General features: G+C 50.2%; 11 protein-coding genes. 6 read left to right on the forward strand and 5 right to left on the reverse strand.

All coding sequences use genetic code 11. The features are described 5' to 3' along the window. The first annotated feature begins 263 nt into the window (after window positions 1–263). From BCT27_RS01125 to BCT27_RS01135, 3 genes are all read left to right on the forward strand, one after another. Entirely contained in the window at window positions 264–1,346 is a 1,083-nt protein-coding gene (locus BCT27_RS01125; RefSeq protein WP_026024798.1) for an efflux RND transporter periplasmic adaptor subunit, read from the forward strand. Further along, entirely contained in the window at window positions 1,347–4,466 is a 3,120-nt protein-coding gene (locus BCT27_RS01130; protein ID WP_102316531.1) for a multidrug efflux RND transporter permease subunit, read from the forward strand. A 257-nt stretch (window positions 4,467–4,723) separates the two neighbouring features. Further along, window positions 4,724–5,041, forward strand: a complete 318-nt coding sequence (locus tag BCT27_RS01135; protein ID WP_102394791.1) for a DUF1244 domain-containing protein — start codon at window positions 4,724–4,726, stop codon at window positions 5,039–5,041. Between the two features lie 78 nt (window positions 5,042–5,119). On the opposite strand, the gene BCT27_RS01140 is transcribed toward BCT27_RS01135, so the two are convergent. From BCT27_RS01140 to BCT27_RS01165, 5 genes are all read right to left on the reverse strand, one after another. After that, on the reverse strand, window positions 5,120–5,641 hold the full coding sequence (locus BCT27_RS01140) for a peptide-methionine (S)-S-oxide reductase (protein ID WP_102394792.1): 522 nt from the start codon (window positions 5,639–5,641) through the stop codon (window positions 5,120–5,122). 159 nt (window positions 5,642–5,800) lie between these two features. Further along, the gene (queC, locus tag BCT27_RS01145; protein WP_102394793.1) at window positions 5,801–6,487 is read right to left on the reverse strand and encodes a 7-cyano-7-deazaguanine synthase QueC; all 687 of its coding nucleotides are present in this window, start codon (window positions 6,485–6,487) and stop codon (window positions 5,801–5,803) included. A 144-nt stretch (window positions 6,488–6,631) separates the two neighbouring features. After that, on the reverse strand, window positions 6,632–7,363 hold the full coding sequence (locus tag BCT27_RS01150) for a helix-turn-helix transcriptional regulator (protein ID WP_102394794.1): 732 nt from the start codon (window positions 7,361–7,363) through the stop codon (window positions 6,632–6,634). 230 nt (window positions 7,364–7,593) lie between these two features. Further along, window positions 7,594–8,244, reverse strand: a complete 651-nt coding sequence (locus BCT27_RS01160) for an NADPH-dependent FMN reductase (RefSeq protein ID WP_102391843.1) — start codon at window positions 8,242–8,244, stop codon at window positions 7,594–7,596. Between the two features lie 203 nt (window positions 8,245–8,447). After that, a complete protein-coding gene (locus BCT27_RS01165) occupies window positions 8,448–9,518 on the reverse strand; it encodes a PLP-dependent cysteine synthase family protein (protein ID WP_102316526.1) in 1,071 nt (356 codons plus the stop codon). Between the two features lie 199 nt (window positions 9,519–9,717). On the opposite strand from BCT27_RS01165, the gene BCT27_RS01170 reads away from it, so the two are divergent. The 3 genes from BCT27_RS01170 to BCT27_RS01180 all read left to right on the forward strand — a co-directional run bounded on the left by BCT27_RS01170 (window position 9,718) and on the right by BCT27_RS01180 (window position 13,848). Then, window positions 9,718–10,185, forward strand: coding sequence for an Lrp/AsnC family transcriptional regulator (locus tag BCT27_RS01170; protein ID WP_017010424.1), 468 nt, complete (start codon window positions 9,718–9,720; stop codon window positions 10,183–10,185). A 160-nt stretch (window positions 10,186–10,345) separates the two neighbouring features. Then, entirely contained in the window at window positions 10,346–12,088 is a 1,743-nt protein-coding gene (locus BCT27_RS01175) for a SmdA family multidrug ABC transporter permease/ATP-binding protein (protein ID WP_102394796.1), read from the forward strand. Continuing rightward, window positions 12,088–13,848: an ABC transporter transmembrane domain-containing protein gene (locus BCT27_RS01180; protein ID WP_102394797.1), complete on the forward strand. Its 1,761-nt coding sequence runs from the start codon at window positions 12,088–12,090 to the stop codon at window positions 13,846–13,848. Before BCT27_RS01175 ends, BCT27_RS01180 begins: the two co-directional genes overlap by 1 nt. Window positions 13,849–13,993: the final 145 nt, after the last annotated feature.

The following is a 13,993-nucleotide window of genomic DNA, read 5'->3' on the forward strand; positions in this document are numbered from 1 at the left end:
CCACTCGGGAATCCCACCACAAGTGCGGGGCGCATCTTATCAAACACGCCCGAGCTGTAAAGTATTTTCTCTAAAATACGGTGCGTTTGCTGGTTTTTTCAACGTCATGATGAAAAGGCGAGCGAACTGGTCAAAATTCTTTCCAATATCGTCAGTTAATACATTTTTGTAGTAGCAAAAATTTCCATGGATTTACATTTCTTTACCGCACGAAAAAGGTGCATCGAGTAGACTATGGCCAGTTGTTCTTCTTGGTTTATAAAATGAAAACGAAAGCCCTTTTCACTGCCCTTGTTGTTATTGGTGCTGCCAGTGTCTTTGTTTGGCAAAAAAACTCCGAAGCGGCAGGCCAGCCGTCAGGTAAACCGTCACGTCCTGCGATTGCAGTTGCGACGTCACAAGTGGAAGCCCACCCGGTTTCTCGAAGCCTTTCTTTGATTGGTAACCTTAAATCTGAACACTCAGTGGTGATTGCACCGGAAGTGGGTGGGAAGATTTCGGCAATCTACGTCAATGCGGGTGAACAAGTGGAAGAGGGCGCATCGCTTTTGACACTGGATACCGCAAAATCACAAGCGGCACTGGCCGAAGCGCAAGCCTTCCATAAAGACGAACTGCGTAAACTGCGTGAATACTCCAAACTGGTTCAGCGCGGCGCGTTAACCAAAACTGAGTTGGACGCGCAACAGGCAAGCGTTGATGTGGCGAAAGCCCGTCTGGATGCTGCTACCGCTGACTTCAACGACCATCATATTAAAGCCCCGTTTTCTGGCACCGTTGGCTTAGTCGATATTACTCGCGGACAGCTGGTTTCTTCTGGTGAAGCGTTGTTGAACCTCGATGATCTTTCGTTGATGCAACTCGACATCAATGTGCCCGAGCAATACTTCAGCGATCTGAACAAAGACATCAAAGTCACGGCACGTTCGAAGGCGTGGCGTGACCAAGTGTTTAACGGCCAACTGACGGCGGTGGATTCACGCGTCAACAATGACACGCTAAACCTTCGCGCTCGCATTAACATTGATAACCAAGCGGGCTTGCTTCGCCCTGGCATGATGATGGAAGCCTTGTTGGATTTCGCGCCACAGATTTCGTCAGTGATCCCTGTTCAAGCCATCGAGTATTCAGGCACCAAGCGCTTTGTTTACCTTGTCGGCGATGATGGCATTGCTAAACGTACCGAAGTGAAATTGGGCGCGCGCGTCGATAACAAAGTCACCGTTGAAAATGGCTTAGCACTTGGCGATCGCATTGTCGTGCAAGGCCTTGTCAGCATGCGAGATGGCACCAAAGTGAACGATCTCACCGCAGCGAAAAGCGCAGAAAGCGGCGAGGGCAAATAAATGTGGCTCTCGGATGTCTCCGTTAAGCGACCGGTTGTCGCGATTGTTCTGAGTTTGCTGCTCTGTGTGTTCGGTATTGTGTCTTTTGAAAAGTTGGCCGTGCGTGAATACCCAGACATTGATAGCCCTGTGGTGTCGGTGATGACCCGATATGCGGGGGCGTCAGCCAGCATCATGGAAAGCCAAATTACCCAAGCACTCGAAGATGAACTGTCTGGCATCAGTGGGATTGAAGAAATCACCTCTGTGAGCCGCAACGGCATGTCTCGCATTACCGTTGAGTTTGATATCGAATGGGACCTCACCGAAGGCGTGAGTGATGTACGAGACGCGGTTGCACGTGCGCAGCGTCGTTTGCCTGATGAAGCTGATGAACCTGTTGTGTCTAAATCTAACGGCTCAGGCGAAGCGTCTATCTACATCAACCTTGCCTCACCCGAAATGGACCGCACACAGCTCACTGAATACGCACAGCGCGTGCTGGAAGACAAATTCAGCCTGCTGACGGGCGTGAGTTCCGTTGAACTTTATGGTGCGCTTTACAAAGTCATGTACGTGCGTCTCGATCCTGTCTTGATGGCAGGCCGTGGCGTGACGACAGATGACATTACGTCATCATTGCGTCGTGAAAACTTGGAAAGTCCGGGCGGTGAAATCCGTAACGACATCACCAAGATGACGGTACGTACAAAACGCTTGTACCAATCACCAGAAGATTTCGAATACCTTGTGGTGCGTACAGCGTCAGATGGCAGTCCGATTTACTTGCGCGACGTGGCAGATGTTTATATCGGTTCACAGAACGAAAATGCGACCTATAAGAACAACGGCGTAAACAACCTAAGCCTCGGCATTGTGGCGCAATCCGATGCGAACCCATTGGATGTGGCAGTCGGCGTGCGAGCGCTGGTGGAAGAGTTCCAACCGTTCCTGCCTGCGGGCGCAAGCTTGTGGGTGGATTACGACTCAACCGTGTTTATCGAGCGTTCGATTGATGAGGTTTACAGCACCTTGTTTGTGACTGGTGCGCTGGTGGTTCTGATCCTCTACATCTTTATCGGTCAGGCGCGTGCAACCTTGATCCCAGCGATCACCGTGCCCGTGTCGTTGGTGTCGGCATTCATCACTGCGTACTTCTTTGGTTTTTCGATCAACTTGCTGACCTTGATGGCACTGATTCTGGCTATCGGTCTGGTGGTGGATGACGCCATCGTGGTGGTCGAGAACATGTTCCACCATATCGAAAAAGGCGACACGCCGCTGGTGGCAGCCTACAACGGTACGCGTGAAGTGGGCTTTGCGGTTGTGGCAACCACCGCCGTGCTGGTCATGGTGTTCCTGCCTATTTCTTTCATGGATGGCATGATCGGTAAACTCTTTACTGAGTTCGCAGTGTTGTTGGCGATGGCGGTGATTTTCTCATCCGTGGTCGCGCTGACCCTGACCCCTGTTATGGGCAGTAAAATCCTGAAAGCCAACGTGAAACGCGGCAAATTCAACATCATGGTTGATGACTTCTTCAGCCGATTTGAAAACAGTTACCGCAATGCGTTGACCCTGGCTATCCGTGCCCGTTTCGTTGCACCCATCGTGATTGCAGCCTGTTTGGGTGGTAGCTACTTCTTGATGAAAGCACTGCCCGCACAGCTTGTTCCGCAAGAAGACCGCGGTGTGTTGATGGCGTTTGTCAAAGGCGCAGAAGGCACGGCCTACAACCGTATGGTGGGCAACATGGAGCAAGTGGAACAGCGCTTGTTGCCATTGGTCGAAGAAGGGCTTTTGACGTCGATCAGCTTACAAGCCCCAGCATTTGGCGGCATGGCGGGAGACCAAACGGGCTTCGTGATCATGCAGCTAGAAGATTGGGACAACCGTGATCAATCAGCAGAACAAGTGCTAGGCCGAGTGCGTCAGGCATTGGGTGGCATTCCAGATATCTTCGTTCGTGCTTTCTTGCCGGGTTTCCGTGGCGGTTCGAGCGAGCCTGTTCAATTCGTGTTGGGCGGCCCTGATTACGACGAGCTGAACAAATGGGCGCAAGTGCTGTTGGACGAAGCGAAAGCCTCACCAATTTTGCAAGGCGCAGATCTGGATTACGCAGAAACCACGCCAGAGCTTGTGGTGAACATTGACCGCCAGCGTGCCGCTGAGCTGGGTATCAGTGTGGATGATGTCTCTAACACCATGGAAGTGATGTTAGGCGGCCGCACAGAAACCACCTTTATCGATCGTGGTGAAGAGTTTGATGTGTATCTGCGTGGTGATGAATCGCGTTTCAACAGCAAAGACGACATCAGCCAAATCTACATGCGTACCCGCACTGGCGAGCTGGTCAGTTTGGATACCTTGGCAGACGTGGAAGAGGTCGCGTCTTCGCAAAGCCTTCGTCACTTCAACAAGCAAAAAGCCATCACGCTAAAAGCGAACTTGGGTGAAGGTTACACCTTGGGTGATGCGCTAACGCTGCTTGATGCGAAAGCCATCGAATTGCTGCCCGCGGATATCTCAATCAGCTATGCAGGGGAATCCGCAGACTTTAAAGAAAACCAGAGCAGCATTCTGATTGTGTTTGGTTTGGCCTTGCTGGTGGCGTATTTGGTGTTGGCTGCACAGTTCGAAAGCTTCGTGAACCCATTGGTGGTCATGCTGACCGTGCCGATGGGGATCTTCGGTGGTTTCGTGGGCTTGTGGATGACAGATCAAGGTCTGAACATTTACTCGCAGATCGGCATGATCATGTTGATTGGCATGGTGACCAAAAACGGCATTTTGATTGTTGAGTTCGCCAACCAGTTGCGTGACCGTGGTGAAGCGTTTGAGCAAGCCATTATCGATGCATCGGTTCGTCGTCTTCGTCCTATTATGATGACCGCGTTCACCACCATCATTGGTGCATTGCCGCTGATCTTCTCGACAGGCGCTGGTTATGAAAGCCGCGTGGCTGTGGGTACGGTTATTTTTGCGGGCATGACCTTTGCTACGGCAGTAACGCTGTTCGTTATCCCTGCGATGTACCGTTTGCTGTCTGTGAAAACCCACTCACCGGGCTTTGTAGAGGCGCAGTTGAATGCAGAGCTTGAACAAATCAAACCGCACCGCACGAGTCATGGGGACTTTTAAGAGCCAGGTGCGAGAAAGAGCAGATTCGAGTCTCTAGAAAGATCAAAAGCCAGCGGAGATGCTGGCTTTTTTGTGTGTGGTTGTTTTCTTTGTCGCTCGCTGCTTTAAATCTCTTCTCTCTTCTCTCTTCTCTCTTATCTCTCATCTCTCACCTCTTATCTCAAATCTCGAAACTCGGCACTTTCGTTTTATTACATCCATTGGTATGTTCTACCACCATAGTCACCAAACAATAACGAAGATATAGGAAGTCAGCCATGTCGGAAAAATTGACTCAACAGCAGCAGGATGAACTGGACGCAGCAACGTTTCGCCGCTTTTTGTCGCACCTCGACAACAACAAAGATGTGCAAAATATCGATCTGATGATCCTTGCGGATTTTTGCCGTAACTGCCTTGGAAAATGGTACAAAGCTGAAGCGGATCAGCGTGGCATTGACGTGAGCGATGACGATGCACGTGAGCGTGTTTACGGTATGTCTTACGGTGAATGGAAAGCCAATCACCAGCTTCCAGCGACCGACGAGCAAATGGCGGCGTTTAAAAAGCGTCAGGATGCCAAAGCAGATAAGTAAGCCGAAGTGTGAGCATGTCAGCGAAAGCGTGAACATGTCGACGAGTGAATAAAAGAAAAGCGCCGAAGGGCGCTTTTTTTATGCGTGTTGTGCCTCGAGAATGGTTTCCCGAAGGTAGCGCACGGCACTGGGCTTTATCAGCCTCGGAAACGTGACCGCCAGCGCTTTTAGCTTCGGCAGGATTTTCGAATCACAAAACGGCTTGTCAGGCTGACGCCAAAAGTAGTTTTGCACCGCAGAGGGGTTGGGATAAAACGCCACGAACGGTTGGGCTGTCGTGATGACAGGCGCATCATAATCACTGCAGGCTAACGCAATGGCGTTTGTTACTGCTGATTGCTGATGATTGTCGAGTGGATACATCGCGCTTGGGTATCTTTCTCTCGCGCTGTGGTTTGAGGTGCAAGAATGCGTGGAAAGGTGCACGCGGGCGATGTCTTCCAGAGAGATGGTCTTTTCATCGAACGCAAAGAACGCCGCTTCTACGTACTTTCCATCATGAGATTTTACGAAGCCTTGTTCGACATTTGACACGCCGTTAAGCGCATTAAACACGGCTTCCATACACCAATAACAGGTGCCACTTACCGCAATGTACATGCTTCCTCCTCGTTAGGCCTACAAGAGAAGAACCGAGGTTTTCACCTTTGTATTTCATCAAATGCTAAAAAAGGCAGCCAGGCTGCCTTTTTGATGATCTGTTCTTTGCTTAAAGATAAACGCTCAAAGACAAACGCTAAGAGACAAGCAGCACGAAGCTTATTCGCTTTTACCGTCCAGTGACGCCATTACGTTTTCTTTGTCGTTGATGTAGCTCTCTAAGCCTTTATGGCGAAGGTCACAGGCAGGGCAATCACCACAGCCGCTTCCAATTACGCCGTTGTAGCAAGTGAGGGTGTTATCGCGAACATACTCAAGCTTGCCGAACTTATCAGCCAGCGCCCACGTTTCTGCTTTGTTGAGCCACATCAGGGGAGTTCGTAGCTCGAGTTCGCGGTCCATGCCGAGTACCAGGGCTTTGTTCATCGCTTGCACAAAATCGTTGCGACAATCTGGGTAGCCCGAGAAATCTGTTTCGCACACACCCGTAATCACGGTTTCCGCACCCAATTGATACGCGTAAATACCAGACAGCGTCAGGAACAAAATATTGCGCCCAGGCACGAAGGAGTTCGGTAAGCCGTTTTCCTGCAACTCATGAGACACAGGAATGTTGTCGCGCGTCAGTGAACTGATCGCCAGTTCATTGAGCAAGCTGACATCCATTACCTTGTGCGAGGTTGCGCCGAGCTCTTTCGCAACGTCTGCAGCCACTTCGATTTCTTGCTTATGGCGCTGACCATAATCAAAGGTAATACAATGCACTTCGTCAAACTCAGACAATGCTTGGATCAGACACGTGGTTGAATCCTGCCCGCCACTAAAGACAACAACCGCTTTTTTCATGGGTAACCCTTTCACTGATATCTAAATGCGTTCTATGGGCGAAGTGTAACGCAGAAGCGAGAGCAGCTCTATGCGGCGAGGTATTTTTCAATGTCTGAAAGACACTGTTTGCGCGTTGTTTTCAGTGGCGAGTGTTGTGGAAAATTACAGTTCGATGATGCCAAGGCTGATCGCTTTCGCGACGGCTTGCGAGCGGTTCACCACATTGAGTTTTCGAAAGGCATGGGAGAAATGAAACTTCACTGTGCGTTCGGACAAGGTAAGAATTGCAGCAATCTCCCAGTTACTTTTTCCTTCTTTGGCCCATGCGAGCACTTCTTTCTCTCTTTTGGTGAGCTTTGGCGCGGAAGCGGTTTGACGATTGAAGTTGCCTAAGCGGTTAAACATCTCGTGGATGTGCGGCGCAAGGTATTCCAAATGAGGGGTAAAATGTGTTGATTGCTTTTCAGCGTCGAGTGCCAGCGAAATAATGGTGAGACCACAGTCGCCAGCGACCTGAATAGATAAACCATCTCGCCCTAAATGCTTTTTGTAGCCATTACTGAAATTGTCGCACTGCGAAAGGGGTTCGCAATCACGCCAAGACACCGCATGGTTAACGTGTTGAATGCGTTTAAGAACCGGATCGACGCGCCAGTACTCGAGGTGCTGATAGGCATCAACCCAGCTCAATGGCGTATTCTTTCTCAACACTTGTGTACTCGATGTAAGAGAGAAAGCTTCACGATGATCGAGCGAAAGCATTGCGGAAGAATAAGGGATTACGTTCTGTAGACTATCTAGAACCTGATACGTCTTGTCATTGTCGCTGTTAGAGGTAATACAGAGCTGAGAAATGTCCATCAGTTGCAATAAGGTTTTCTTGTTCGCATCCATGCTTACAACCGACCATTTAAAAGCGAGTGAGGTCCCAATATACCCTTTTCTGTTGACCTGCCGTTTTGCGGAATGGTTTGTTTTTGAGTTACTTATCAATTTGTTATGCAATAATTGTCAATTGCAACGATGTTGGCTTGATGGGGGCGTACTCGTTGCTAATCAAGCCGAGCTTGTGGTGATTGTTTATAAAAGATAAACGGGCGGAGCAACAGAAAACAGTCGTCGTTTTAAATCAGATTTTTGAATTCAAAAACCGGCTTTTTACTGAAGGGTTGAGGGCGTACACCGGATGTTGCATGGGGAGATACAACGCGTAAAAAGCGCGAGAGCTCGGTGTCTAATGCCACTTGATCGCTGACATTCAGCTTTCCATCTTTGAAGGCGTCATAATAGCCTCCCAAGCTATACGAACCAACGACCTTTGCGCCATGTAAGGGGAGCACCTTTTCCATGATGTTAAGGTTTGTAGCACCACCGCTTTTATCGCGAGATGTGCTCATGATCAAAACGGGCTTATTGCCGAAAAGTGCGACTTCATTCTTACATGCACGTGCAAGCCAATCGAGTAAATTTTTGAACGCTGCGGGCATGAGACCGTTATGTTCAGGGGTAGCAATAATATAGCCATCATATTCGCGAATAGTGCTTTTAATCCCTGAGAGGCGCTCAGGAAAACCCAATACACGTTGATTGTCTTCGTTGTAGAGAGGCAACAAAATGTAGCGCATATCCAGAGAATCGACGGCAACCCCCTTAATGTCTGATGTCGCGACCTCAAGCAGGCTTCGATTGATGGATAGTTCGTGACTACTCGCAGAAATGGCCAATATTTTTTTCACGTTACAGCGCATGTCAGGGAAAAGAATGACGCCCATCATAGTGTGTACTTGATTAATAACTACCTGTCCGCTCGTACAGGTGACTTTGTTGATGCGCTATGAATTTGCTGGTGCGTGATGAAAACGGAGAACCCCAAGGAAAGTACTGACTCATCAACGAAGGCTTGATTGGCTTGTGCTCTTTATTGATAGAACAAAGGGCGCCATGAGCGCGCCCCAAATCAGATGACATGTGGATGGGATTAAACGCTGTATTTCTGCAGTGCTTCCAGCGTTGGCGTGATATCACCGATGTTGGCCTTTATCCACTCATCGTTGTAGTAACTGTCGAGGTAGCGCTCGCCGCTGTCGCAAAGTAGCGTAACGAGTGAACCGCGTTCGCCGCGGGCTTTCATCTCTTCAGCCAGCATTAGCACACCCATCAAGTTTGTTCCCGTTGAAGGGCCCGCTTTACGGCCAATAATGCTTTCAAGCCAGTGCGTCACAGCCACACTGTCAACATCTGCGATGGTTTCCATACGGTCAATCACGCCCGGAATGAAGCTTGGCTCAACGCGAGGGCGGCCAATGCCTTCGATTTTACTGCCGCGATCCAGCGTTAAGGTTTTGTCGCCTGTTTTAAAGTAATCGTGGAAGACTGAATTTTCAGGATCGACCGCCATCAATTGTGTTGGGTGGCAGCGGTAACGAATAAAACGGCCAATGGTTGCGGATGTGCCGCCAGTGCCTGGGCTCATCACAATCCAGCTTGGGACAGCGTAACGCTCGTATTTCATTTGACCGAAAATACTGTTGGCAATGTTGTTGTTGCTACGCCAGTCAGTGGCTCGCTCTGCGTAAGTGAACTGATCCATATAATGGCCGTTCAGCTCTTCTGCAAGGCGGTGTGATTCCGCATAGATCTCGCCAGAACGTTCAACGAAGTGGGCTTCACCCCCGTAGAACTGAATTTGTTCGATTTTCTTTTTCGACGTGGTGTTAGGTACCACTGCGATGAAACGTAAGCCTAACAGGCGCGCAAAATAGGCTTCAGAAATGGCGGTGCTACCTGATGAAGATTCAATGATGGTGGTGTCTTGGTTGATCCAACCATTACACAAAGCATACAAGAAAAGAGAACGCGCAAGACGGTGCTTCAAGCTGCCTGTTGGATGCGTGCTTTCATCCTTCAAGTAGATATCGATATCATTGAAGTAAGGGATATCGAGCTTGATCAAATGGGTATCTGCAGAGCGCTGAACATCTGCTTCGATTTTACGGATGGCATCGCAGACCCAGTGGGACGGAGTGGCACAGCAAGGGGCGTCAGTCATTATTGGCAGTTCTCTTTGTTTTAATCGGTATAGGTAAACTTTAACTGCTTGTTCAGAGTATTGTTTTTCCATTTTGGTCGTAATATTCGATTGCGGTAGAAAAATATTCTACAATTGTCGATCAGGTAAAAATAATTTCTCCCTTAGGCAGTTTGGTGAAACGATGACTGCTTAAATGGGCAAGAAGAGTAGTATATTGATGACTGTCACATTAGATAAAGTTGATCGCCAATTATTAGACTGTTTACAGCGAGACGCATCGCTGTCGTTGGCTGATCTCGCAGAACATGTCAATCTCACGACCACGCCATGTTGGAAGCGATTGAAACGCCTCGAAGAAAGTGGTGTGTTGCGTAAGCGTGTGGCACTGCTTGATCCTGAAACGTTAGGTTTGTCCTTTACCGCGTTTGTGCACATCAAAACCTCTAACCACTCCGAAACTTGGTATCGTGCATTTGTGGATGCTGTGACGCCATTTCCCGAGGTGATGGAATGCTACCGTATGGCGGGCGAATACGATTACATGATGAAAGTACAAGTGGCAGACATGGCCGCTTATGATCGTTTCTACAAGAAGCTGGTGAACAGCATTGAAGGGTTAACCAATGTGACGTCAACGTTCGCCATGGAGCCGTTAAAATACACCACCGCATTGCCGCTCGCTTAATGCGCGAAAGGTTTTTGTGCCCGAAAGGTTTTTTGTTCGAGCGGTTATGTGCGAGAACGGTTTTGCTCAGTAGCCGATAAAAAATAAAAAAGGATACCTGTCTCTTTATAATTACGTGCCTCAAGGCGCCAGGAGAGAGCAGGCAGGTTAAGGAAAGTGAATGCGAATATTCGTCGAACTCAGTTGGTATTTTCGACAGCAGTGGAAACGCTATGCCGGCGCAATTGGCTTCCTCATGCTTGTGTCCCTGTTTGAATTGATCCCGCCTAAAGCCATTGGTTGGCTGGTTGATGGGGTAATGACAGGCGATGTTAGCCGTAACATATTGCTCTCTTCATTGGGCGGTATCGCCGCATTATGGGGGCTGGTGTACGTGTTACGCGTGGTGTGGCGCGTGTGGTTATTTGGTGCAGCCGCGGAGCTTGGCACTGTGCTGCGTGACAAACTGTATCGACACTTCACGACACACTCGCCGCGCTTCTTTGAGCGCTATCGCACTGGCGATTTAATGGCGCGTACCACCAATGATGTGAAAGCCGTGGTGATGACGGCAGGTGAAGGCGTGCTCACTGCCGCAGACTCCGCCATCATGGGGCTGGCCGTGTTGGTGGTGATGACGACCACCATCAGTTGGGAACTGACCATCCTCGCGTTGCTGCCTATGCCTGTCATGGCGATTCTGGTGAACCGATTCGGCACACAGTTGCACCATCGTTTCTCTGCCTCGCAAGCCGCGTTTTCGTCGTTGTCTGATGAAACCCAATCGTCGCTCAACGGCATTCGTATGATCCGTGCATTTGGTTTAGAGCAACAGCAAATCGAGCGCTTCAACGCCGTCGCAGATGACACGGGCGATAAGAACATGGACGTCGCCAAAGTCGATGCCATGTTTGATCCGGTTATCTATCTCACCATAGGCGCGTCTTTTTTCTGCTCGATCAGTGGCGGCGGTTATTTAGTGGCAACGGGCGCGATGACCCTCGGAGAGCTCACCGCATTTACCTTGTACCAAGGCTTGATGATTTGGCCGATGCTGGCGATCGCGTGGCTGTTCAACATTATTGAGCGTGGCTCAGCCGCGTGGATACGCATTAAAGAACTCTTGAACGAAACACCTGATTTGGTGGATGGCGAGAAAGACTTGCCAGCAGAACGTGAGACTTTGTCTGTCGCGATTGACCAGTTCACTTGGCGCGGTCAAGCGGTGCCTGCGCTGCGAGATGTACACCTTGATTTACCCGCCGGAAAAATGCTCGGCATTGCAGGGCCAGTGGGCAGCGGAAAATCGACGTTACTGAGCTTGTTGCTGCGCTTTGAAGACCCCATTCAAGGCTTTGTGTCGTACGGCGGCATCTACTTACCTGAATTTCGTTTAGGCGAGTGGCGCGCCAAAATGGCCGTTGTCACTCAAACCCCTTTCCTGTTTTCCCGCAGCATTGCTGACAACATTGCCCTAGGAAAGCCTGATGCCACACGCGAAGAGATCCGCACTGCCGCCGCGCTTGCATGTATTGATGACGACATCATGCAGTTTCCTGAAGGTTACGAGACGCAAGTGGGCGAGAAAGGCATTACCTTGTCGGGCGGGCAGAAGCAGCGTATTTCCATTGCGCGCGCACTCTTGCTCGATGCCGAAGTGCTGATCCTAGATGACGCCTTATCGGCTGTTGATGGGCGCACAGAACACCACATACTCAAAAACCTGCATGACCGCGCCCAGCATCAAACCACGGTCGTGATTGCGCATCGGTTGTCGGCGCTTGAAGCTGCTGATGAAATCATTGTGCTACAAAAAGGCCACATCGAAGAACGCGGCACCCATGCAGAGCTGTTGGATGCCAACGGATGGTATGCAGAAATGCAGCACTATCAACAACTCGAACAAGCATTGGAGGAGGCGTAATGAATAAGCGTGAGATACTAAAACGCCTGCTGAGCTACTTGTTCGAAGACAAAAAAGGCTTTGCCATTGCTGCAGTGTTCTTGCTGATTGCCGCGGCGGCAGACGTGAGTGGCCCGTGGTTGATTCGCATCTTCCTTGATGATTATGTCTCGAAAGATCACTACCCCGCGATGATGTTGTGGGCGCTGGCGATTGGCTATATCACGGTCACAATATTGTCGGGTTTTCTGCATTACGCCTATGGCATTCGTTTCAGCCGCATCGCCGTGAGTATTGTGCAAACCATCCGCAAAAAGGTGTATGCCAGCATCATCAATCAGCCCTTGTCTGCGTTTGATTATGTGCCCGCAGGTAAGCTGGTTTCCCGCGTGACCAACGACACCGAATCGCTCAAAGAGCTTTACGTGCAGGTGGTGGCGAGCTTTTTGCAGAGCTTGGCGCTGATTACCGCCATGCTCACCGCCATGTATTTACTCAGTCCGACACTGACTCTTGTGGTGGCGATTTTGCTGCCGTCTGTCGTGCTGGTGATGTACTACTACCAACGCCGATCATCTGATCCTTACCGCGAATCCCGTGATTTGCTGACCGACATCAACGGCGTGATGAGTGAATCGATTCAAGGCATGAGCCTGATTCAATTGATGGGGCAAGAACAGCGTTTCTCTGAACGCTTTGCTTCGCTGAACGAACGTCACCTTAGCGCAGAAGTGCGCATTGTTAAAATCAACGGCATCTTCCTGCGCCCTTTGATTGACTTGCTTTCCGGCATCGCGCTGGTGTCTTTGGTCGCTATCTTTGGTTGGCAAGGCCATGAAGTGATTGGTGTCGGTGTGCTGTATGCCTTCATCAGTTACCTCGGCCGCGTGACAGAACCCTTGATCGAATTGATGCAGCGTTTGTCGTTGTTGCAGCAGGCCATCATGGCTGGCGAGCGTCTTTTCGAACTGATGGGTGCGAAACAGCACCAATACGGCGAGGACGACGCGCCCATTGCGCGCGGTGATATCAATGTCTCGGACGTGAATTTCAGTTACGACGGCACAACGCCTGTGCTGAACAACATTTCCGTGTCCGTGAAAGAGGGCGGTTTTCTGGCCTTGGTTGGGCACACAGGCAGCGGAAAAAGTACGCTGGCTTCCTTGCTCATGGGCTTTTATCCCCCAAGCTCAGGAGAGATACAGTTAGGCGGTCGCCCAATCGCTTCGCTCAGTCAAAACGCCCTGCGCAACGGCATTGCCTTGGTGCAACAAGACCCCCATGTGCTTCCGTCATCGTTTCGCGACAACGTCACACTGGGTCGAAATGTGTCAGACAAGGCAGTGTGGGACGCGCTCGGTTTGGTCGACATGGCGGATTACGTGCGTGAATTACCCAACGCGTTAAATACGTTACTGGGCACGGGCGATGTCAGCTTGTCCGCAGGTCAAAAACAGCTGCTCGCGTTAGCGCGAGTGCTGGTGGATAAACCGCGCATCCTGATCCTTGATGAAGCGACCGCGAACATTGATTCCGGCACTGAAGAGCGCGTGCAACAAGCGCTGTCAGCCCTTCGCAACACCATGACTATTGTCGTGATTGCGCATCGCCTTTCTACCATCGCAGATGCAGACAACATCATGGTGCTGCACCGAGGGCATGTGGAAGAACAAGGCACGCATCAAGCGCTACTTGCACAGCAAGGTCGTTATTGGCAGATGTACCAATTGCAGAAAACCCGGGCGCATTTGAAAGAGTTGGAAGAGCAGGCGCGAGATTAGAGAGTGCGAGTGTTGAGGAAGAGCAGGAAGAGCAGAAGCGAGATTAGAGAATAAGAGAGTTTAGAAAGAGCAGAAAGAGCGAAGAAAGTGCTTGAAGTTGGGGTGGGGTGAACGGATTCTAGAAAACTCGAAACTCGAAACTCGA

It is taken from the genome of Enterovibrio norvegicus (genome assembly GCF_002876705.1).
GTDB lineage: Bacteria > Pseudomonadota > Gammaproteobacteria > Enterobacterales > Vibrionaceae > Enterovibrio > Enterovibrio norvegicus_B.

Excerpts from the sequence above, each read along its gene's own strand:
- BCT27_RS01125 (WP_026024798.1), top strand. The coding sequence starts at position 264 with ATGAAAACGAAAGCCCTTTTCACTGCCCTTGTTGTTATTGGTGCTGCC.
- BCT27_RS01130 (WP_102316531.1), top strand. The coding sequence starts at position 1,347 with ATGTGGCTCTCGGATGTCTCCGTTAAGCGACCGGTTGTCGCGATTGTT.
- BCT27_RS01135 (WP_102394791.1), top strand. The coding sequence starts at position 4,724 with ATGTCGGAAAAATTGACTCAACAGCAGCAGGATGAACTGGACGCAGCA.
- BCT27_RS01140 (WP_102394792.1), bottom strand. The coding sequence starts at position 5,641 with ATGTACATTGCGGTAAGTGGCACCTGTTATTGGTGTATGGAAGCCGTG.
- queC (WP_102394793.1), bottom strand. The coding sequence starts at position 6,487 with ATGAAAAAAGCGGTTGTTGTCTTTAGTGGCGGGCAGGATTCAACCACG.
- BCT27_RS01150 (WP_102394794.1), bottom strand. The coding sequence starts at position 7,363 with ATGGATGCGAACAAGAAAACCTTATTGCAACTGATGGACATTTCTCAG.
- BCT27_RS01160 (WP_102391843.1), bottom strand. The coding sequence starts at position 8,244 with ATGATGGGCGTCATTCTTTTCCCTGACATGCGCTGTAACGTGAAAAAA.
- BCT27_RS01165 (WP_102316526.1), bottom strand. The coding sequence starts at position 9,518 with ATGACTGACGCCCCTTGCTGTGCCACTCCGTCCCACTGGGTCTGCGAT.
- BCT27_RS01170 (WP_017010424.1), top strand. The coding sequence starts at position 9,718 with ATGACTGTCACATTAGATAAAGTTGATCGCCAATTATTAGACTGTTTA.
- BCT27_RS01175 (WP_102394796.1), top strand. The coding sequence starts at position 10,346 with ATGCGAATATTCGTCGAACTCAGTTGGTATTTTCGACAGCAGTGGAAA.
- BCT27_RS01180 (WP_102394797.1), top strand. The coding sequence starts at position 12,088 with ATGAATAAGCGTGAGATACTAAAACGCCTGCTGAGCTACTTGTTCGAA.